Raw genomic sequence first — 20,278 nt, 5'->3', positions numbered from 1 at the left:
CAACGGAGAGAGGTCGGTCGGTATGGGGTCGTCGTACGGTCGGGGGCGGTTGCACCTGGCCGCCGCCATCGATCAGCGGGCGGTGGGTGACGTGAGGGCGTTCGTCGAGCTCGCCCGGCTCGCGGAGCGGGGGGTGCTGGATTTCGTGACGCTCGGCGACGCGGCCGGGCGGCCGGGGCCGGACGCGTCCGCGGTGCTGGCACGGGTGGCGCCGGAGACGGGGCGGGTCGGGCTGGTGCCGGCCATGGCGGTGGCGCATGCCGAGCCGTCGCGGGCCCGCGCGGCCGTGGCGACGCTCGACTGGGTCAGCCGGGGGCGGGCCGGATGGTGGATCGAGGAGCCGGGCCCGCAGGAACGGGGGGAGGCCCGGCGGTTCGGGCGGTGGCACGTCGCGTCCGGGGATGTGCTGGGGCGGGACGCCGGTGGGCAGGACGACGCGGCGACCCGCCCGGGGGCAGGCTGCGAGTACGGTGCCGGGGTCCGTGACGGCGGGAGCGAGTGGTCCGACGGCCGGGAGGAGGGCGGCGGGGAGGGGGAGGGTCGGGAGAGGGACGGCTGGGAGAAGGGCGATCGGGAGAAGGACGGTCGGGAGAGGGGCGGCTGGAAGCAGAGCCACCGCGTCGAGGGTGTCGAGGCCGCCGGGGTTCCTGTGCGGGGGCCCGTGGTCGTGCCCCGGTCGCCGCAGGGTCGTCCCGTGCGGGTCGTCGACGCGACCGAGGGGGAGAGCCGTGGGGCCGCCGCCCGCTACGCGGACGTGGCCCTCCTGCGGGTCACCGACCCGGCCCACGCCGACGCCGTTCGGGAGGAACTGCGGGACACGGCGGCCCGGTTCGGGCGGGACCCCGATGAGCTGCGGGTGCTGGCGAGTCTCGGAGTGGATCTCGGCGGTGGGGAGCACGCGGCCGAGCCGGGACACGGCGGGGGAGGTCCACGGCGGACCGCCGACGGCCCGCTGTACCGGGGCGGGCCCGTCGACCTCGCCGAACTGGTCGCCGCCTGGCACCGGGCCGGCGTCGTGGACGGCTTCCACCTCGTCCCCGTCGAGCCGCGCCGGGACCTGGAACGGCTGGTCAACGCGACGGTGGCGCTGCTCCAGCACCGTGGCCTGTTCCGCACCTTCTATCCGGGCAGCACGCTCCGCGAGCACCTGGGTCTCGCCCGTCCCGTCGGCGGGTGCGCCCTGCCGGCGAGAGCGCGGGGGAAGGCTGCGGGGGCGGCGTCCTGACCGTGGGGAGGGGCGGCGGGCGGTGCCGTGCTCGTGCCTCGGGCCGTTCGGTCCCGTTGGGCGGGACCGAACGGCTGAACGGCCCAACGGATGACTTCCGGACACCCCCGGGCGGTGGACCCCCGTACTCCGACCGGGCGTCTCGGAGGGTGTCCTGCGCCCCGGCCGACGATAGTGGTGATCGACGCTCCCGGGCCCTGCGGCCTGCTCCGACGACCCGTCATCCGGCCCCGCCGGGAGCCGATCAGGATTTACACAGAACCCGCACATATGGCCTGATGGGGTCAACTGGAGTGGAGGGCGCGCCGGTTGGGTTCCCGAGAGGCCGAAAGGCACCCTTGCGTGGGTCGGCGGTACGGCCGAATACTTCCCCCCAGCGCCTTGTCAGGGACACGGCGTGTCCGGAATCCGGACCGCTTCCCTGATCTGCGCCTCACGGGCCCCGACCCCACGCGGGCCCCCGACTTCCCTTTGGAGGGAACGAACAGTGAGGATCAAGCGCACCACCCCCCGCAGCGGCATAACGAGACGGACCCGGCTGATCGCCGTGACCACCGGACTCGTCGCCGCGGCCGCCGTCACGGTCCCCACCGCCAACGCGGCAGGCACCCAGACGTTCAGCGCGTCCGAGTTGAAGAGTGCCAGCTCATCGGTGCTCAAGGCTGACATCCCGGGTACCGCCTGGGCGATCGACCCTGCCACGGACAAGGTCGTCGTCACTATCGACAGCACCGTCTCCCAGGGCGAGCTGGCGCAGATCAAGGAGGCGGCGGGCGACAACGCCGGCGCCCTGACGATCAAGCGGACCCCGGGCAAGTTCAACAAGTTGATCAAGGGCGGCGACGCCATCTATGCGAGTAGCTGGCGCTGCTCCCTCGGCTTCAACGTCCGCAGCGGGAGCACGTACTACTTCGTGACGGCCGGTCACTGCACCGACGGCGCGGGCACCTGGTACTCCAACTCCGGCCGCACCACGGTCCTCGGCCCGACCGCCGGGTCGAGCTTCCCGACCAACGACTACGGTCTCGTGCGCTACAGCAACACGTCCATCGCCAAGGACGGCACCGCGGGCAGCGTCGACATCACCAGCGCGGCCACCCCGAGCGTGGGCACCAACGTCATCCGTACCGGCTCCACCACCGGTACCCGTACCGGACGGGTGACCGCCCTCAACGCGACCGTGAACTACGGTGGCGGCGACATCGTCTACGGCATGATCCAGACCACGGTCTGCGCCGAGCCCGGCGACTCCGGCGGCCCGCTCTACGGCAGCAACGGCGTGGCGTACGGTCTGACCTCCGGCGGCAGTGGCAACTGCACCTCCGGTGGTACGACCTTCTTCCAGCCGGTCACCGAGGCCCTGAGCGCGTACGGGGTCAGCGTCTACTAGGCCGAACGGGATCAGGCCGAACGGAACCGGCGCTCTTCCCCCCGGCGCCGGCCCCCCACCCGGCAGCAGCCGGTAACAGGCGAGCCCCCGTACACCTTGTGAAGCTGTTGGTCAGTTCGGGGGTTCGCTCTTCTCGGCCCCGCTGTGCTTCGGCCCGGCGGGGCCGAGTGCTGCGAGGTGGCTGGTGCGAGGTGGCTGGTGCGGGTGTGGGACCGGGGCGTGCTGGTGAGGTGGGCGTCGATGCGGGCGAGGTTGAGGGCGGCGCCGGTGGGCTGGTGCCGGAGGCTGGTCTTCGCCAGGCCTTGGTGGCGGGCTCTGCGCAGGCCGCGGCGCCCGAGGGCCTGGGAGATGGTGTCCTCGATGCCGGCCCGGGTCGTGTAGCGGTCCTTCCAGATGTCGGTGTCCTGTTCGGTGCGGGCCCGGCGGAGTGCTTCGTGTTCCGCGCGGGGCCGCAGGGTCGGGCGGCGGCCGGGGCTGGAGGTGCAGGGCCTCGGCGACCAGCTCCAGCGAGCACAGCTGGCGGGCCGCGGACTGCACATGGGTGGAGTCGAGTCGGTCCTGGCCCGGCCGGCGGCCTTCAGCAGGAGCCCCTCCACGAACTGCGACATCGGCACGAGCGCCGGCCGGCCCGGTGACCAGGCGGGTTTCCCCCGCGATCCCCCGCCGGGGGAACAGCTCCGCGAACTCCTCGTCGCTGGACATCGGTCCCAGCCCGTCCCGGACCCGGATCGCCGGGCTCCCCTTCGGGAACGGCGGCCCGCGCCACCCGCACCGTCTCCGCCGGGACCTCGCTCGGGCCGCTCGGCTGCATCGGCATCCGCATCCACCCCATACGACAACGTCGGCCTTCAAGACCACCACCCGGTCTTGAAGGCCGAGGTCACGCGAACCCCCGAATCAAGCGACGGCATCACCATGTGTGCGGGGGCTCGCCCTCGTTCGGTGACTCGGCTGTGGGGCGGTGGGGCTTCTCGCGCAGTTCCCCGCGCCCCTGAAAAGGCGGGGCCGCGCCCCTGTCTTTTCAGGGGCCCGCAGAGCCGTTGTCCTCAGGGCCGCGGGGAACTGCGCGACCAGCCCCCACCGACCTTCAGCCGACAACGCACGCCCCTGAGTTCGGGCCCACGAGGGGCGAGTTTCAGACAGGACTAGACCTCGCTCGTTGCGGAGGGGTTCGTTGCTTCCTGTGTTTGCAGTGTGAATTCCTGCGAGCGCGAGGCGGGGCGTTACCGGACGGTAATGGCATAGGGGGCGTGCGCCCTCGTTGTGTGCTCGGCCTGAAGTCGACCTTGTGTGCCCCGTGTGCGCCTAGGAATAGTGGGCGCCGCAGAGTTGGCATGGACGCGGCGTTTTCTTTCGTCCGCCGCCTTCTTGCCCGTACGAATTGCGGCCGAGCCGGGCCCCCACGCCCCTCTCGGTCAACCCCCCACAGGAGGACGCGAGTTGAAGCACCGACGCATACCCAGGCGCCGTGCCGTCGTGACGGGTGCGGGCATCGCCGCGCTGGTCGCCGCGGGAGTGACCTTCCAGACTGCGAACGCGAGTGAGACCGCGCCGGCCCCCGAGCTGAAAGCGCTCACCGTCATGGCGGCCGGAAAGCTCGCCCGGACTCTCGACGCGGACCTCGGCGCCGACGCCGCGGGAACGTACTACGACGCGAAGAGCAAGCTCCTCGTCGTGAACGTGCTCGACGAGTCCGCCGCCGAGACCGTCGAGGCGGCAGGAGCCAAGGCCCGCCTCGTCGAGAACTCCCTCGCCGAGCTGAAGAGCGCCCGGACGACCCTCAAGTCGGACGCCACCATCCCCGGCACCGCCTGGGCCACCGACCCGACCACCAACAAGGTGGTCGTCACCGCGGACCGCACCGTCTCCAAGGCCGAACTGGCGAGACTCACCGAGGTCGTGGACGGCCTCGGCGCCAGGGCCGAACTCAAGCGCACCGAGGGCGAGTACAAGCCCTTCGTCGCGGGCGGCGACGCCATCACCGGCGGCACCGGCCGCTGCTCCCTCGGCTTCAACGTGGTCAAGGGCGGCGAGCCGTTCTTCCTGACGGCCGGTCACTGCACCGAGGGCATCTCCACCTGGTCGGCCGGCGGCCGGGTCATCGGCGAGAACGCGGACTCCAGCTTCCCGGGCGACGACTACGGCCTGGTCAAGTACACGGCGGACGTCGACCACCCCAGCGAGGTCAACCTCTACGACGGCTCCACCCAGGCCATCTCCGGGGCCGCCGAGGCCACCGTCGGTATGAAGGTCACCCGCAGCGGCTCGACCACCCAGGTCCACAGCGGCACGGTCACCGGACTCGACGCCACCGTGAACTACGGCAACGGCGACATCGTCAACGGCCTCGTCCAGACCGACGTCTGCGCCGAGCCCGGCGACAGCGGCGGCTCGCTCTTCTCCGGCGACAAGGCCATCGGCCTCACCTCCGGCGGCAGCGGCGACTGCACCTCGGGCGGCGAGACCTTCTTCCAGCCCGTCACCGAGGCGCTGTCGGCGACGGGCACACAGATCGGCTGACCGACCGGCCGACCGGCTGACCCGACCGGCCGATCAGTCGGCCGGCCGCTCTGCCGGTCTCCTCTTCAGGGCCGCCATCACCACGGTGATGGCGGCCCCCGCCGCTGCCCAGGCGGAGAGCACCAGGAGCGGGCCGGTGGTGTCGTTGCCCTCGAAGTAGGCGATCGAGCGGGCCACCCACACACCCGCGCCCGGGGGGAGTGCCGGGCCGATCGCCGCCCAGAAGGGCGGCAGCAGCGGCGGCGGCAGCGCGCCCCCGGCGCTCGGGTTGCCCGCGATCACCACCAGCAGGACGGCCACGCCGATGCCGGCGATCCCGAAGACGCACTGGAGCGCCAGCGTGGCCGCGCCCACCGCGAAGACGACCAGCGCCCCCAGTCCCCACAGCGCCGCCACGCTCCCGGGCAGTGCGCCGAGGACCGGCCCCGCGATCACCGCGCCGCCGAGTCCGCCGACGATCGAGAACAAGGCCAGGGCGCCCAGCCGGATGATCCCGCGCCGGATGTTGGTGGGCCGCGCCCCGGCGCTCATCGCCAGCGCCGACGCGCACAGATAGCCGCCCACGCACCAGCCCACGACCAGATAGAAGGACGTGAGCCCGTTGGCGTCCCCGGTCTCGGCCGGCGCCACGTCCACCGTGCGCAGCGTGCGGCCCTCGGACCGCTCCAGCGCGGTGACGAGCGTGGCCAGCGCGGTGGCGAGGGTGCGGCCGCCGCCGGAGGCGACCAACAGGGTGTCGGTGGTGCCGGCCGGGTCGATCAGCAGGGCGCCGTCGATCTCCCGGCCCACGATCTGCTCGCGCGCCGCCGCCCGGTCGGCGACCGCGCGCGGGTCCAGCGGCTCTCCCGGCAGCCGCTCCAGCCGGTCCACCGCCTGGTCGGCCGCCGCCCGCGGCGCGACCACGCCGAACGGCACGTCCCTGAGCCTCGGACTGTGCAGCGCCCCCACGTACGAGGCGATGAAGAGCAGCTGCAGGGCGAGCACCCCGACGACGAGCAGGGTGGCCCGCGGTGTGATCCCGTCCCTGAGTTCGTCGGCGAAGGATCGGGGGGCGGGACCGGACGTCTGTGTCATGTCCCCACGGTCTGGGGCGGGCGACGTTTGCGCAGGTGGGATGGGGCCGAATGGTGATCGCACAGAAGTTCGAAAAGTGGTCTATGGTGGAGGCGAGGAGGCTGTGAACTGATGTTCGAGCCGAGTGGCTGACGAGTGACCGGGCCGGTGGCTCGGTCTGCGGCCGGGGCGGTGGCCCGGTCGTGTGGTGGATCGAGTGCGGGAGGTGTGTGTGCCGGGGTTCACGCATCTGCGCACCGCCTCCGGGTTCTCGTTGCGCTACGGGGCCTCGCATCCGGAGCGGCTGGCCGAGCGCGCCGGCGAACGGGGCATGGACGCCCTCGCGCTCACCGACCGGGACACCCTCGCGGGCGCCGTCCGGTTCGCCAAGGCCTGTGCCGGGGCCGGGGTCCGTCCGCTGTTCGGGGTGGACCTGGCGGTGGAGGTGCCCGCCGCCGCCGTGCGTCAGGCGCGACGACGCGCTCCCGTGCGCGGGGGTGCCTTCATCGACGAGTCGACCCCCCGGGTGACCTTCCTCGCGCGCGAGGGCGCGACCGGCTGGGCCGAGCTATGCAGAATCGTTTCGGCGGCGCATTTGGGCAGCGGCCCGGGCGGGGGCAGGAGCGAGGTCCCGCCGCTGCTGCCCTGGTCGGAGTCCGCCGCCGAGGGCCTGACCGTGCTCCTGGGTCCCGCCTCCGACGTGGGGCGCGCGCTGGCCGCCGGGCGCCCCGACCGCGCCGCGAAGCTCCTCATGCCCTGGCGGGAGAGGTACGGCGACGCCCTGCGGCTGGAGGCGGTGTGGCACGGCCGCGAGGGCACCGGCCCCGGGTCGCTGCGGCTGGCCGCCCGGACCGTCGGCTTCGCCGCCGAGCAGCGCGTACGGCCCGTGCTCAGCAACGCCGTCCGGTACGCCGACCCCGGCATGGGCCCGGTCGCCGACGTCCTGGACGCGGCCCGGCGGCTCGTCCCCGTCGACCCCCAAGGCGAGCTGGACTCCGGTGAGGCCTGGCTCAAGGGCGCGGACGCCATGCTGGGCGTCGCCGAGCGGGTCGTCGAGGCCGCCGGGTTCCGCCGCGACACCGCGCACCGCCTGCTGGAGCAGACCCGGGCCACGGCCGCCGAGTGCCTGGTCGACCCGGAGGACGACCTCGGCCTCGGCACCGTCCACTTCCCCGAGCCGCGCCTCGTCGGCGCGGCCCGCCGCACCGCCCAGCGGACGCTGGCCTCGCGGGCGGCGGCCGGGATGGTGCGGCACGGCTACGACGGCCGGCGCGCGTACTGGGAGCGGATGCACCGGGAGCTGGACGTGATCGCCCACCACGGCTTCGCCTCCTACTTCCTCACGGTCGCCCAGGTCGTGGACGACGTACGGAAGATGGGCATCAGGGTCGCCGCGCGCGGCTCGGGCGCGGGCTCCCTGGTGAACCACCTCCTGGACATCGCGCACGCCGACCCCGTCGAACACGGCCTGCTGATGGAGCGGTTCCTGTCCAAGCGGCGGGTCGCGCTGCCCGACATCGACATCGACGTGGAGTCCGCGCGCCGCCTGGAGGTCTACCGCGCGATCATCGGCCGCTTCGGCACCGAGCGGGTCGCGACCGTCGCGATGCCGGAGACGTACCGCGTCCGCCACGCCGTGCGGGACGTGGGCGCGGCCCTCTCCCTGGACCCCGCCGACATCGACCGGATCGCCAAGTCCTTCCCGCACATCCGGGCCCGCGACGCCCGGGCCGCGCTCGAAGAACTGCCCGAACTCAGGAAGCTGGCAGGGGAGCTTGAGCGGGAAGGGGCGAAATACGGCCGGATGTGGGAGCTGGTCGAGGCGCTCGACGCCCTCCCGCGCGGAGTCGCCATGCACCCGTGCGGGGTGCTCCTGTCCGACGCGTCCCTGCTGAGCCGTACGCCGGTGATGCCGACCAGCGGCGAGGGGCTGCCCATGTCCCAGTTCGACAAGGACGACGTCGAGGATCTCGGGCTGCTCAAGCTCGATGTGCTGGGCGTGCGGATGCAGTCGGCGATGGCGCACGCGGTGGCGGAGGTGGCGCGGGCGACGGGGGAGCGGGTCGACCTGGACGCGCTCGACTTCGAGCGGGGCGCGGGCGATCCGGCGACGTACGAACTCATCCGTTCCACCGAGACGCTGGGCTGCTTCCAGATCGAGTCGCCGGGGCAGCGGGACCTGGTGGGGCGGCTCCAGCCGGCCACCTTCCACGACCTCGTGGTGGACATCTCGCTGTTCCGGCCCGGTCCGGTCGCCGCCGACATGGTGCGGCCGTTCATCGCGGCCCGGCACGGGCGGGCGCCGGTCCGCTACCCGCACGACGATCTGGCGGAGCCGCTGCGGGAGACGTACGGCGTGGTCGTCTTCCACGAGCAGATCATCGACATCGTGCACCTCATGACCGGCTGCGGCCGGGACGAGGCGGACCGGGTGCGGCGCGGGCTGTCCGACCCCGAGTCGCAGGGGCGGATCCGGGTCTGGTTCGCCCAGCACGCGGCGGCGAAGGGATACGGCGCCGAGACGATCCAGCGGACCTGGGAGATCGTCGAGGCCTTCGGGTCGTACGGCTTCTGCAAGGCCCACGCGGTGGCGTTCGCGGTGCCGACGTACCAGTCGGCGTGGCTGAAGGCGCATCATCCGGCGGCGTTCTACGCGGGGCTGCTCACGCACGACCCCGGGATGTACCCCAAGCGGCTGCTGCTGGCGGACGCGCGGCGGCGGGGGGTACCGGTCCTGCCGTTGGACGTGAACCGGTCGGCGGTCGCCCACCGTATCGAACTGGTGTCTGAATCAAGGGGGTCGGGGGAGGAGAAGGCCTGGGGGATCCGGCTCGCTCTCCGCGACGTCCACGGCATCAGCGAGGCCGAGGCGGCGCGGATCGCGGACGGACAGCCGTACGCCTCGCTGCTGGACTTCTGGGAGCGGGCGCGGCCGAGCAGGCCGCTGGCCCGAAGACTGGCCCAGGTCGGCGCGTTGGACGCCTTCGGGGCCAACCGGCGTGATCTGCAACTGCACCTGACCGAGCTGCACCGGGCCGGCCGGGGCGCGGGCGGCGGTCAGCTCCCGTTGGCGGGCGGGCGGCGGACCGCGTCGGCCGGACTGCCGGACCTGTCCTCCGCCGAGCGGCTCAGTGCCGAGCTGGGCGTGCTGTCGATGGACGTCTCGCGCAATCTGATGGACGACCACCGGGTGTTCCTCGACGAGCTGGGCGTGGTGTCGGCGCGGCGGCTGCGCGAGGCGCGGCACGGGGAGACGGTCCTGGTCGCGGGCGCCAAGGCGGCGACCCAGACCCCGCCGATCCGCTCGGGCAAGCGGGTCGTCTTCACCACCCTCGACGACGGCACCGGCCTGGTCGACCTCGCCTTCTTCGACGACTCCCACGACGCCTGCGCCCACACCGTCTTCCACTCCTGGCTGCTGCTGGTGCGCGGAGTGGTGCAGCGGCGCGGCCCGCGCAGCCTCAGCGTGGTGGGCGCGGCCGCCTGGAACCTCGCCGAGCTGGTGGAGCTGCGGCGCGAGGGAGGCCTCGACGCGGTGGCACCCCGGCTGGCGGAGCCCGTGGACACCGGGAGCGCCCCCGACGACGCGGCCTTTGACGGCGGACGACGGCGCGGGGACACCGGCCGCCGGATCCGTATGTCCACCGGCTACCGGATGCACCCATGGGCCGACCTGCGGCCCGCGGGCGACGAGCCCTCACAAGGTCCTTCTCAGGTACGGAAGTTGTGGCACCAGAGTCCAGGGAGTGCGGGATGACCATCCTCTGCGTACGTTTCCAGCTGCCGCCGAAGTACGAGGCCGCCCTGCCCGGCCTCCTCGGTGTGGTCGAGGACTTCGCCCCGGTCGTGGAGGCGCTGCCGCCGGACGGGGCGCTGGCCGATCTGCGGGGCGCCGAACGGTACTTCGGCCGGGACGCCGAGGAACTGGCCCGGCTGATCCGGGTCCGCGCCCTCGCCCTGTACGGCGTCGACTGTCTGATCGGCGCCGGGCCCGGACCGCTGACGGCGCGGCTCGCGCTGGCGGCGGCGGCGCCCGGATCGCCGTGCGCGGTGCCCGAGGACCTCGTCGTGGACTTCCTCGCCGAACTGCCCGTGGCCGCGCTGCCCGGCGTCGGCACCGCGACCGCCCGCACCCTGGGCGAGTACGGCCTGGAGACCCTCGGCGGCGTCGCCTGCGCCCCCCTGTCCACGCTCCAGCGCCTGGTCGGGGCGAGGACCGGCCGCGACCTGCACGAGAAGGCCAACGGCGTCGACCGGGGCCGGGTCGTACCGAACGCCGTCGCACGCTCGCTCGCCACCGAACAGACCTTCTCCCTGGACGAGTTGAACCCGGACCGGCACCGCCGCGCCCTGCTCGCCGGCACCGCCGAACTGGGCTCCCGGCTGCGCGCCCTGGAGAAGGTCTGCCGCACCCTGACCCTCACGGTCCGCTACGCCGACCGGTCCTCGACGACCCGCACCCGCACCCTCCAGGAGCCGACCGCGCACTCCCCGGCGCTGACCTCGGTGGCCTACGCCCTGTACGAAGCCCTCGGCCTCCAGCGGGCCCGTGTCCGCGCGATCTCCCTGCGCGCCGAGGGCCTCACCCCCGCCGGCCAGGCCTCCCACCAGCTCGCCTTCGACCCCGTCGACGAGAAGGTCCGCCGTATCGAGGAGGTCGCCGACCGCGCCCGCGCGAAGTTCGGCCCCCACGCGGTGATGCCGGGGACGCTGGCCGCGTGACCGCCCTCGTGCGGCTCAGTTGGCCCACGGGGGCACGATCCGCGTGCCGTCGGCAAGCTCCGCCTCCAGGCCGAGAGAGGTGGCGACCCAGGTGACGGCGGTCCGCGTCGTCGGGTTCTCGACGGCGAGGGTGGCCCCCGCGTTGATGATCAGCGTGTCGCCGGCGTAGAGCTGCTCGGTGCGGCCGTCCAGCGTGACCACCAGCTCGCCGCTGAGCAGATGCAGGATCTCCTCCTTGGTGACCGTGTGCGCGGGCGCCTTGGTTCCGGCGGGGATCTCGCCCCGCCAGGCGGCCAGTTCCCTGCTGCCGGTGCGGGGAGTGGCGTGCGAGACGAAACGGGCGCCGTGGATCTCGTGCGTGACGGCTTCGGACGAGCGGACGACTGGCATACGGGTCTCCCTGGTCTTCAGAGCTTCCGAGGTCCTCGGAAGCTCGATCGATGCGAACGAATGGTCAAGCTGCTTGACCATTCTGCATATGGTCAAGCAGCTTGACCGATCCGTCAACGGTGTTTCAATGCAGACGTGCAGAACTCCGAAGCCCTCGCCCTGACCGCCGCCCTGCTCGCCGCCGCGGGTGATCTGACGCGGCGCATCGACGAGGGCGTCTCCGCGCGGGGCTTCGACGGGCGGCCCTCGTACGGCTACGCGTTCACCCGGCTCGCCCCGGACGGCGCCACGGTCACCGACCTCGCCGTCCATCTCGGAGTGACCAAACAGGCCGCCAGTCAGCTCGTCGACGAGCTGGTGCGCAAGGGGTACGTCGAGCGGCGGCCGCACCCCACCGACGCCCGGGCCCGGCTGGTCGTGATGACCGGACGCGGGTGGGCCTGCGCCCGGGCGGCCGAGGAGGTGGCGGCCGAGGTGGTCGCCGGATGGGTCGACGTGGTCGGCGGGGAGAGTGAGATGCGGGCGTTGCGTGATCGGTTGTCGCGTATCGCTCCCAATGGTCCCATCAGGCCCGCCTGGTGACGGTTCGACGTCACGTGTCAGTGCCCACGATCACCACTTGAAGTTTTTACTGACGCGTAACTTCCCACTTTTTCTACCCGCCCGTAACTTGGCGGATCAGAACAGCATCCTCGTGATCCGGATCACAGGGCGTACGCCGTCGCACATCCCTTGAGCCGCAAGGAGATCACTCGATGCTGCCCTGGAAGCGCCTGATCAGACCGCTGGCCGCCCTGTGCCTGGCCGCCGCGGCGACCGTCGTCCCCGCCACCGCCGCCGAGGCCGCCGACACGGCCGCCGCACCCGGCCATGGCTGGAACGACTACTCCTGCAAACCCTCCAACGCCCACCCCCGCCCCGTCGTCCTCGTCCACGGAACGCTCGCGAACTCCGTCGACAACTGGCTCGGTCTCGCTCCGTACCTCGTGAACAGGGGCTACTGCGTCTACTCCCTCGACTACGGCCAACTCCCCGGTGTCGCCTTCTTCAACGGGCTCGGCCCCATCGACAGGTCGGCGGAGCAGCTCGACGCTTTCGTCGACCGGGTGCTCGCCGCGACCGGCGCCGCCGAGGCCGACCTCGTCGGTCACTCGCAGGGCGGCATGATGCCCCGCTACTACCTCAAGTTCCTCGGCGGAGCCGCAGAGGTGAACGCCCTCGTCGGCATCGCCCCCTCCAACCACGGCACCACCCTGAACGGTCTCACCGGCCTCCTCCAGTACTTCCCCGGCGCCGGTGACCTGCTGTCCACCGCCACCCCCGCCCTCGCCGACCAGGTGGCCGGCTCCCCCTTCCTGACCAAGCTCAACGCGGGCGGCGACACCGTCCCCGGCGTCACGTACACCGTCCTCGCCACCAAGTACGACGAGGTGGTCACCCCCTACCGCTCCCAGTTCCTCAGCGGACCGAACGTGCGCAACATCGTCATCCAGGACCTCTGCGCCCTCGACCTCTCCGAGCACGCGGCGATCGGACTCCTCGACCGCATCGCGTTCCACGAGGTCGTCAACGCCCTCGACCCGGCTCACGCCACCCCGACGACCTGCCTCTCGGCCGTCGGCTGACACGTGTGCGTACGCACCGCCGGGGCCGCCCGGCGGTGCGTACGCATGCTGCCGGGGCCTGTCCGGCCTGAGCCGCCCGACAGGCCCCGGAGGTCGTCAGCGGCCGTGCCGGCCGCCGGTCGTCGCGCGGCGGCGGGCCGCGGCGAAGAGCAGGGCGGAGCCGAGGGCCAGGACGGCCGCGCCGCCGAGGGCCACATAGGGCGTCATGCCCTCGCCGCCGGTGTCGGCGAGACCCTCCTCACCGCCGGCGGGCTCCGCGAGACCGGCGGTGCCCTCTGCCTTCGCCGCTCCGGTGTCCGTCGTCGACTTCGCGGTCGGCGAGGCGTCGTCGGAGGCGGCCCTGCCGGTCTTCGCCGCCGACGCCTTCGGCGACGGTGTCGGGTCCGTCGTCGTGTGCGCGTCGTGGCCGTCGTGGCCGACCGTCGATTCGTCGGTGCCGTCCTCGATCTGCTCCTCGGAGGGCGCCGACGCGCTCGGACCGGAGGAGGTGCCGCCGAAGGTGACGTCCGAACAGGAGTAGAACGCCTCCGGGCTGTCCGAGCGCTGCCACACCGCGTACAGCACGTGCCTGCCGGAGCGCTGCGGGAGGGTGCCGGAGAACGTGTAGAAGCCGCCGGACGCGGCCGGGTCGGTGGCCTTCGCGACCGGGTGCGCGAGATCGAGGTCGTCCCAGCCGAGCGGCCGGGACGGATCGTGGCCGGGCTTGGTGACGTACACCTCGAAGGTGCCCTTGTGCGGGGCCGTCACCCGGTACCGGAAGGTGTACGACCCGGCGCGCACGCTCGTCGCCGGCCAGTCGGCGCGGGCCAGGTCGAGGCCCTTGAACGCCTCGTCGCCCGCACCGCACAGCTCACCGTCCGGGATCAGCTCCCGGTGGCGGCCGGCCGCGTCGCCGATCCGTACGCCGTTCCAGTCGTAGAGCGCCTGGGTGCCACCGGCCGAGACCGCCGCCGCGCAGGCGGCCGACCGTGGGCTCTCGGGGCCCTCCGCGTGACACTGCGCCACCCGGCTCACCGGGTCGCCCAGCGAGCCGTGTGCCATGGCCGGCCCCGCGGCGAGGGCGGTCAGGGCGAGCGGGGCGGCACCGACGACACCCGCGGTGGCGAACGCGGCGGCCGTGCGACGGCGACGTGCAGCGGGCATGGCGGGGCACTCCTCACGCGGTCCTGGACGGCTCCGGGGTCGGTCCCGGGTGCCGGGGGCGATCAGCAAGCTAGCCCCGGAGAACCGTGCGAACGCCCGCTGAGGGGCGGTGCGGGAGATCCTTATGGTGGCGTTAAGGAGGGGCTAACCGAGGGCTCAGGAACGGGCGTTCCCGTACGGCCGATGATCGGTTTCTTACCCGGGCGCGGAACAATGCGGTCGCCCGGGTCAGTTGCCGACAGGTCGAGGACCAGTCGCCCAGAAGAATGAGGAGCGCCCATGACCGCCGTACGCGGAACCACCGTGGACATCGCCACCCAGGACGGCACCGCCGACGCCTACCTCGTCCACCCCGACGACGACGCCGCGCACCCGGCGGTCCTCTTCTACATGGACGCCTTCGGGCTGCGGCCGCATCTGCGGGCGATGGCCGACCGGCTGGCCGGCGCCGGGTACACGGTGCTCGTGCCCAATGTCTTCCACCGGTCGGGGCGGACCCCGGTGTTCGACCTGCCCGAGTTCATCGACCCGGCCGCGCGCCCGGAGATATGGGGCCAGATCCTCCCCGCCATGCAGGCGCTGACGCCGGAACTCGCGCTGCGGGACGCGGCGGCCTACCTGGACACGCTGGCCGGCAGCCCGCACGCCGCCGCCGGGCCCGTCGGGATCACCGGGTACTGCATGGGCACCCGGCTCGCCCTGCACACCGCCGGTGCCTTCCCGGAGCGGGTCGCCGCCGCGGCCGGCTTCCACGGCGGGCGGCTGGCCACCGACGCCCCGGACAGCCCGCACCTGGCGGTGGCCCGGATCACCGGCGAGGTGTACCTCGGCCACGCCGACGAGGACCCGTCCCTGCCGCCGGAGCAGATCGACCTGCTCGACAAGGCGCTCACCGGGGCGGGCGTCCGCCACCGCACCGAGGTCTACACGGGCGCCTCGCACGGCTACACCCAGGCCGACACCGCCTCCTACGACGCCGAGGCGACGGAACGCCACTGGACCGCGCTGCTGGACCTGCTGGACCGCAACCTGACGCGGCGCTGACCCGGCCCGGTACGGCCCGGTACGGGGCCCGGTACACGAGCGTGCCCTCGGCCGGGCCGAGGGCACGCTCCTGCACGACGCGGTGACGTGGTGACGCTGTGATGCGGTGACGCGGAGAACCGGAAATTCGCCCCGCGGCGCGGCCCAGGGGCCGGGTACGAGGTCGTGGAGGGCCGTCCGCCGGACGGCGTGGTCGGATGGTCGGTGGGCCGGGGCGCGAGCGGTCAGCCGTCCGGCCACCAGGTGCGCGCGATGTCCTTGCGCACTTCCCGGCGCTCGACGGGGCGTTCGTCGGCCTCGTCCCGCACCTGGCGGGACGTGGACTTCCTCAGGGGCTTCTGCACGGTCGTACGGCGCATGGCTGCCTCCTTGCGTCTACCGGGTTCCGCGTTTTCACGGGGGTAGACCTTTTCCGGGAGCGTTACTCATCGTTCGTGCTCTGTCAGTGGCGGCTGTCACCATCTGGACTGTCAGTGGCAGGTGTCACTCTGGCGGCATGACCAACATCGACGGCGGCGAAACCTCCCCGGACCTTCGAACACCGGACGTCCCGGCGGCAGATGACCCTCCGGAGGCTGTCGACTGGGACGCGGAAGCGCCCGGTTTCGACGACGAACCCGATCATGGCCTGCGGGAACCCGCCGTCCGGGAGGCCTGGGCGGCCCGCCTGCGGGACTGGCTGCCGCCTCCCGCCCGCGATGTGCTCGACCTCGGCTGCGGCACCGGCAGCCTGTCACTCCTCGCGGCCGAGCAGGGACACCGGGTGACCGGGATCGACTCCTCCCCGGCCATGGTCGCCCTCGCCCGCGCCAAACTCGCCGGGCGCCCCGCGGTGTTCCTCGTCGGCGACGCGGCGGCCCCGCCCGTGGGGGAGGAGCGGTTCGACGTCGTCCTCGTCCGCCATGTGCTGTGGACCCTGCCCGACCCGGCCCGCGTCCTGCGCCACTGGTGCGGCCTGCTGCGGCCCGGCGGCCGGCTCGTGCTGGTCGAGGGGGTGTGGGGCGCTCTCAGCCCGGTCGGCATCTCCGCCGAGCGGCTGTACGGGATGGTCGCGCCCCTCGTGGCCGACGCCGAGGTGGTGCGGCTGGAGGGCGACGCGCTGCTGTGGGGCCGGACGGTCCAGGACGAGCGGTACGCGATGGTGGCCCGCCTCTGACCGTCGTCCCGGGCCGGAGCCGCCGCCCGGCCCACGCCCCCGCCGACGCCGATGCCGTTCACGCCAGCAGCGACTCCAGGCCCCCTTCGGCGGTGGCGAGCGCCTCCAGTTCGTCCAGGGCGGCCACGGCGGCCGTCGCGGCCGCCGGATCGCTCTCCGCGAGCCCGCTCTCCTCGAACTCGTCCTCGTCCAGCCGCAGTACGGCCGTGCCGTCGGCCGAGCGCCACAGGTCCAGATCGAGATCCTCGACGACGAGTTCCCCGCCGGCGAACGTGGCGGGCCGGGTGACGTCGCAGTACCAGCCCTTCAGCGCGCCCCGCGCGTCACGGACCTCCTTCACGGCGTACCACCGGTCGCGCCAGTAGTACTCGGTGAAGACGTCACCCGGCTCGAACCGAACGAACCCGAAGTCCCGGACGCCCTCGCTCGCCCACGCGGCCCGCACCGCCACCCGGACGCCGTCGTCGCTCAACAGCCGCGCGGGGTAACGGATCTTCGTACGGCCCGCCTTGAGCAGGACGACGTCCACCTCGTACGCCTCGCCTCCGGATTCAGCCGAGTTCACGGACATACCGCACCTCCGTCGCGCAGATCTCGTACCCGAACCACTTGTTGACCGCCAGCATCGGGCCGTTGCCGGCGTCGTTGCCCGTGAAGGCCTCCGTGCAGCCGGCGGCACGGGCGCGGTGCAGGGAGTCGTTCTTGGCGAGCTTGGCCAGGCCCCGGCCGCGGAAGGCGCGGGCGGTGCCCGTCATCCCCGTGAAGTAGCGGTCCCGGCCGTCCGTGCGGACCGCGGTGAACGCGGCGGGCGTGCCGTCCACGACGACCACCGTGCTCAGGGCGTGGTCCAGCAGCGGGTGGCGGTAGGTCTCGGCGAGCCACCGCTCGTAGTCGTCGAACTCCGAGCCCAGATCTCCGGGTTCGTCCGCCGACACCTCCGCGTCCAGGTCGAACAGGGGGCGTGGGTCGTCGGCGAAGTCGGCGGCCGTGCGCAGCTCCGCACCCGGGGGCGGTGTCCCGAGCGGGGGGAGGGTGCCGTGGGCCAGGTCCAGGCGCAGGAAGTGGGCGGAGCGGCTCGGGGTGTAGCCGCGGCGCTCGGCGAACGCCCGGTTCTCCGGGGTGTCCAGCACCCACGACAGCAGCCGCTTCGCCCCCACCGCCGTCAGCCGCTCCTCGGCCGCGCGCACCAGCAGGCCGCCTGCCCCCCGCCGCACATGGCCCGGGTGCACATAGACGTTCAGAAAGCCCTGGCCCGGTACGGGGCTGTCGTCGGCGATGCCCAGCTGCACGGTGCCGATCACCTCGCCGTCCGCCTCGGCGACCAGCTGCCGGTGGTGCGCCCCGTCAGGCGCGTGGGCGGCGTCGTGGAGCACGGACTCGGCGGTGCCGACCATGAAGGGCAGGGCCAGGCGCCGTACCGCCACGAAGGCCTCGGCGTCCCCGGGGTCGGCGGCGCGCAGGGCGCGCACGATCACTGTCATGGGTGCGCACGGTACGGGGGCCGCACGGTGGGCTGCCTCCGAATTTCCGCCGGGTACGGGACAATCGCCGCGTGACCTTGAAGATTCGCATCGTGGAGGGGGGCGCGCCCTACGAGCAGGTGCGCGCCCAGATCTCGGAACAGGCCCACTCCGGCGCGCTGCCCGTGGGGTACCGGCTGCCGACCGTACGGGGGCTCGCCGAGCAGCTCGGGCTCGCGGCCAACACCGTCGCCAAGGCGTACCGGGCGCTGGAGACGGACGGGGTGATCGAGACGCGCGGGCGCAACGGGACGTTCGTGGCGGCCGCCGGCTCGGCCGCGGAGCGCGAGGCCGCGGCGGCCGCGGGGGCGTACGCGGAGCGGGTGCGCCGGCTCGGCCTCGGCGAGGCGGAGGCGCTGGCGGTGGCCCGGGACGCCCTGCGGGCCGCCTACGCGGAGTAGGAACAGAACCCGGGGCGGGGCCGGCGACGGGGGCTCAGGTCCGCGCCGCCCTTCGCGGTTCCGGTGTGCGGGTCGGTCGCAGGCCCGCGCCGCGCGCCGCGCTCGCGAACGTCGTCGCGTCCCTCACCGCCGCCGCGTGGGGGTCGTTGTTGAAGTACACGTAGGAGTCGGCGTCGGCGGGCCAGGTGTCGGCGATGCGGTGGGCCCAGGTCGTCAGGGCCTGGCGGCCGTAGTGGGGCCAGGGGCGGGCCCGGCCCTGGTGGAGGCGGAGGTAGCACCAGTCGGTGGTGCGCCAGAGCGGGGTCGCCGGGCGGGACCGGGTGTCGGCCCAGCACAGGGCCGCGCCGCGGGACTCCAGGACCTCACGGACGTCGGGGGTCCACCAGGAGTCGTGGCGGGGCTCGACCGCGATCCGGGTGCCGGAGGGGAAGCGGTCCAGGCAGGCACTCAGGAGGTCCGCGTCGGCCCGCAGGGTCGGTGGCAGCTGGAGCAGGATCGGGCCCAGCCGGTCGCCGAGGCCCTCCGCGTGGCTCATCAGGCGGTGCACCGGCTCCTGGGGGTCCCGCAGCCGCTTGATATGGGTCAGGTACCGGCTCGCCTTGACCGCGACCACGAAGTCCGCCGGCACCCTCTCCCGCCACGCCTCGAAGTTCTCCCGCGTCGGCAGCCGGTAGAACGCGTTGTTGAGCTCGACCGTGGCGAAGCGGGCCGCGTACTCCTCCAGCCACAGCCGGGTGGGGCAGCCCTGCGGGTAGAGGGCGCCGCGCCAGTCCTTGTACTGCCACCCCGACGTGCCGACGAACAAGGTCATACATCCATGAGAACACCGAAGCGCGACCGCCCACAGGGTGACCGCCCACAGGGTGACCGTCCACGAGTGACCGCCCGCAGGTGACCGCCCGCAGGTGACCGCCTACAGGTACAGGCCCGCGTCGGCCCCGTCCCTCGGCTCCGGCAGCGACGTCGGTGACGTGCCGCGGCGCAGCGCGTACAGCTCGGCCAGGGTCGCGCCCTCACGGCCGACACCCTCGTCCGTGCCGAGCCAGCCCACGGCCTCCGCGCGGGTCAGGGCGCCCACCTCGATCCGGGCGAGACAGCGGCCGGGGCGCACCACGGCGGGGTGCAGGCGCTCCAGGTCCTCGTTGGTGGTGACGCCGACCAGGACGTTGCGCCCCTGGCCGAGCAGGCCGTCCGTGAGGTTCAGCAGCCGGGAGAGCGCCTGGCCCGCCGTGTGCTTGGCCTCGCCGCGGATCAGTTCGTCGCAGTCCTCCAGGAGCAGCAGCCGCCAGCGGCCCTTGCCGGTGGAGTCGTCCTCGCCGATCGCGATGTCCATCAGATAGCCGACGTCGGAGAAGAGCCGCTCGGGGTCCAGGACGCAGTCGACCTGACACCAGTCCCGCCAGGAACGGGCCAGCGTGCGCAGGGCGGAGGTCTTGCCGGTGCCGGGCGGGCCGTGCAGCAGCAGGAGGCGGCCCGCGATGTTCTCGGGGGTCGTCTTCATCAGGTGGTCCATCGCGTTCGCCACGGGTGCCGTGTAGTTCGGCCGTACCTCTTCCCAGGTGCCCGCCGAGATCTGACGGGTCGTGCGGTGCGGGCCCCGGCGCGGCGAGACGTACCAGAAACCCATCGTCACGTTCTCCGGCTGCGGCTCTGGCTCGTCGGCCGCGCCGTCGGTGGCCTGGCCGAGCACCTTCTGGGCCAGCTCGGCGGTGGTCGCGGTGACGGTGACGTCGGCGCCCCGGTTCCAGCGGGAGATCAGCACGGTCCAGCCGTCCCCCTCGGCGAGGGTCGCGCTGCGGTCGTCGTCCCGCGCGGCCCGCAGCACCCGGGCGTCCGGCGGCAGCAGGGTGGCGCCGGACCGTACCCGGTCGATGTTCGCCGCGTGCGCGTACGGCTGCTCGCCCGTCGCGAAACGGCCGAGGAACAGCGCGTCGACGACATCGGACGGCGAGTCGCTGTCGTCGACGTTGAGCCGGATCGGCAGTGCGTCGTGTGGGTTGGCAGACATGGCGCCATGATCCGTCACCGGGGGCGCCCCGTGCACCCGCTTTCCGCGGCGCGCCGCCGGGCACGGGAGTTCCCCGGAGGA

General features: G+C 73.2%; 18 protein-coding genes and 1 pseudogene. 10 read left to right on the top strand and 9 right to left on the bottom strand.

The genetic code is table 11. The features are described from left to right. Positions 1 to 22: 22 nt before the first annotated feature. On the top strand, positions 23 to 1,225 hold the full coding sequence (locus tag ACWCRJ_RS25090; protein WP_450941388.1) for an LLM class flavin-dependent oxidoreductase: 1,203 nt from the start codon (positions 23 to 25) through the stop codon (positions 1,223 to 1,225). 487 nt (positions 1,226 to 1,712) lie between these two features. Further along, positions 1,713 to 2,615 (top strand): S1 family peptidase, encoded by a 903-nt coding sequence (locus tag ACWCRJ_RS25085; protein ID WP_450941387.1) that lies wholly within the window; start codon positions 1,713 to 1,715, stop codon positions 2,613 to 2,615. Between the two features lie 185 nt (positions 2,616 to 2,800). Here the strand turns inward: ACWCRJ_RS25085 and ACWCRJ_RS25080 are convergent. Further along, a pseudogene (locus tag ACWCRJ_RS25080) lies at positions 2,801 to 3,082 on the bottom strand (transposase); the annotation flags it as partial. 973 nt (positions 3,083 to 4,055) lie between these two features. Here ACWCRJ_RS25080 and ACWCRJ_RS25075 point away from each other — a divergent pair. Beyond that, positions 4,056 to 5,135, top strand: a complete 1,080-nt coding sequence (locus ACWCRJ_RS25075; RefSeq protein WP_450941386.1) for a S1 family peptidase — start codon at positions 4,056 to 4,058, stop codon at positions 5,133 to 5,135. Between the two features lie 33 nt (positions 5,136 to 5,168). On the opposite strand, the gene ACWCRJ_RS25070 is transcribed toward ACWCRJ_RS25075, so the two are convergent. Continuing rightward, a complete protein-coding gene (locus ACWCRJ_RS25070; protein ID WP_450941385.1) occupies positions 5,169 to 6,209 on the bottom strand; it encodes a DUF3533 domain-containing protein in 1,041 nt (346 codons plus the stop codon). A 211-nt stretch (positions 6,210 to 6,420) separates the two neighbouring features. Here ACWCRJ_RS25070 and ACWCRJ_RS25065 point away from each other — a divergent pair, with 211 nt between their 5' ends. Together ACWCRJ_RS25065 and ACWCRJ_RS25060 are read left to right on the top strand one after the other, a co-directional pair. Further along, entirely contained in the window at positions 6,421 to 9,945 is a 3,525-nt protein-coding gene (locus tag ACWCRJ_RS25065) for a DNA polymerase III subunit alpha (RefSeq protein WP_450941384.1), read from the top strand. Further along, complete coding sequence (locus ACWCRJ_RS25060) at positions 9,942 to 10,910, top strand: DNA polymerase Y family protein (protein ID WP_450941383.1); 969 nt, start codon at positions 9,942 to 9,944, stop codon at positions 10,908 to 10,910. Before ACWCRJ_RS25065 ends, ACWCRJ_RS25060 begins: the two co-directional genes overlap by 4 nt. Before the next feature lie 15 nt (positions 10,911 to 10,925). Here the strand turns inward: ACWCRJ_RS25060 and ACWCRJ_RS25055 are convergent, their stop codons facing one another. Beyond that, on the bottom strand, positions 10,926 to 11,300 hold the full coding sequence (locus tag ACWCRJ_RS25055) for a cupin domain-containing protein (protein ID WP_450941382.1): 375 nt from the start codon (positions 11,298 to 11,300) through the stop codon (positions 10,926 to 10,928). A 135-nt stretch (positions 11,301 to 11,435) separates the two neighbouring features. Between ACWCRJ_RS25055 and ACWCRJ_RS25050 the strand changes: the two genes are divergently transcribed. Together ACWCRJ_RS25050 and ACWCRJ_RS25045 are read left to right on the top strand one after the other, a co-directional pair. Beyond that, positions 11,436 to 11,882 (top strand): MarR family winged helix-turn-helix transcriptional regulator, encoded by a 447-nt coding sequence (locus ACWCRJ_RS25050; RefSeq protein ID WP_450941381.1) that lies wholly within the window; start codon positions 11,436 to 11,438, stop codon positions 11,880 to 11,882. Positions 11,883 to 12,055: 173 nt separating this feature from the next. After that, on the top strand, positions 12,056 to 12,925 hold the full coding sequence (locus ACWCRJ_RS25045) for an esterase/lipase family protein (RefSeq protein WP_450941380.1): 870 nt from the start codon (positions 12,056 to 12,058) through the stop codon (positions 12,923 to 12,925). 96 nt (positions 12,926 to 13,021) lie between these two features. Here ACWCRJ_RS25045 and ACWCRJ_RS25040 read toward each other — a convergent pair whose 3' ends face one another. After that, positions 13,022 to 14,068, bottom strand: coding sequence for a lytic polysaccharide monooxygenase (locus ACWCRJ_RS25040; protein WP_450941379.1), 1,047 nt, complete (start codon positions 14,066 to 14,068; stop codon positions 13,022 to 13,024). A gap of 279 nt (positions 14,069 to 14,347) precedes the next feature. On the opposite strand from ACWCRJ_RS25040, the gene ACWCRJ_RS25035 reads away from it, so the two are divergent. Further along, the gene (locus ACWCRJ_RS25035) at positions 14,348 to 15,112 is read left to right on the top strand and encodes a dienelactone hydrolase family protein (RefSeq protein WP_450941378.1); all 765 of its coding nucleotides are present in this window, start codon (positions 14,348 to 14,350) and stop codon (positions 15,110 to 15,112) included. 224 nt (positions 15,113 to 15,336) lie between these two features. Here the strand turns inward: ACWCRJ_RS25035 and ACWCRJ_RS25030 are convergent, their stop codons facing one another. Further along, a complete protein-coding gene (locus ACWCRJ_RS25030) occupies positions 15,337 to 15,471 on the bottom strand; it encodes a hypothetical protein (RefSeq protein ID WP_267893159.1) in 135 nt (44 codons plus the stop codon). A gap of 137 nt (positions 15,472 to 15,608) precedes the next feature. On the opposite strand from ACWCRJ_RS25030, the gene ACWCRJ_RS25025 reads away from it, so the two are divergent. Continuing rightward, positions 15,609 to 16,268: a class I SAM-dependent methyltransferase gene (locus ACWCRJ_RS25025; protein WP_450941377.1), complete on the top strand. Its 660-nt coding sequence runs from the start codon at positions 15,609 to 15,611 to the stop codon at positions 16,266 to 16,268. A 58-nt stretch (positions 16,269 to 16,326) separates the two neighbouring features. Here the strand turns inward: ACWCRJ_RS25025 and ACWCRJ_RS25020 are convergent, their stop codons facing one another. Continuing rightward, positions 16,327 to 16,839 (bottom strand): DUF402 domain-containing protein, encoded by a 513-nt coding sequence (locus tag ACWCRJ_RS25020; protein WP_450941376.1) that lies wholly within the window; start codon positions 16,837 to 16,839, stop codon positions 16,327 to 16,329. Then, a complete protein-coding gene (locus tag ACWCRJ_RS25015) occupies positions 16,820 to 17,749 on the bottom strand; it encodes a GNAT family N-acetyltransferase (RefSeq protein WP_450941375.1) in 930 nt (309 codons plus the stop codon). Before ACWCRJ_RS25015 ends, ACWCRJ_RS25020 begins: the two co-directional genes overlap by 20 nt. A 71-nt stretch (positions 17,750 to 17,820) precedes the next feature. Here ACWCRJ_RS25015 and ACWCRJ_RS25010 point away from each other — a divergent pair, with 71 nt between their 5' ends. Next, positions 17,821 to 18,189, top strand: a complete 369-nt coding sequence (locus ACWCRJ_RS25010) for a GntR family transcriptional regulator (protein ID WP_020114391.1) — start codon at positions 17,821 to 17,823, stop codon at positions 18,187 to 18,189. Between the two features lie 34 nt (positions 18,190 to 18,223). Here the strand turns inward: ACWCRJ_RS25010 and ACWCRJ_RS25005 are convergent, their stop codons facing one another. After that, complete coding sequence (locus ACWCRJ_RS25005; protein WP_450941374.1) at positions 18,224 to 19,000, bottom strand: DUF72 domain-containing protein; 777 nt, start codon at positions 18,998 to 19,000, stop codon at positions 18,224 to 18,226. A gap of 102 nt (positions 19,001 to 19,102) precedes the next feature. Beyond that, positions 19,103 to 20,197 (bottom strand): DUF5925 domain-containing protein, encoded by a 1,095-nt coding sequence (locus tag ACWCRJ_RS25000; protein WP_450941373.1) that lies wholly within the window; start codon positions 20,195 to 20,197, stop codon positions 19,103 to 19,105. Positions 20,198 to 20,278: the final 81 nt, after the last annotated feature.

Source organism: Streptomyces sp. NPDC002324 (assembly GCF_053593335.1).
This window is presented reverse-complemented; position numbering and strand designations above follow the sequence as displayed.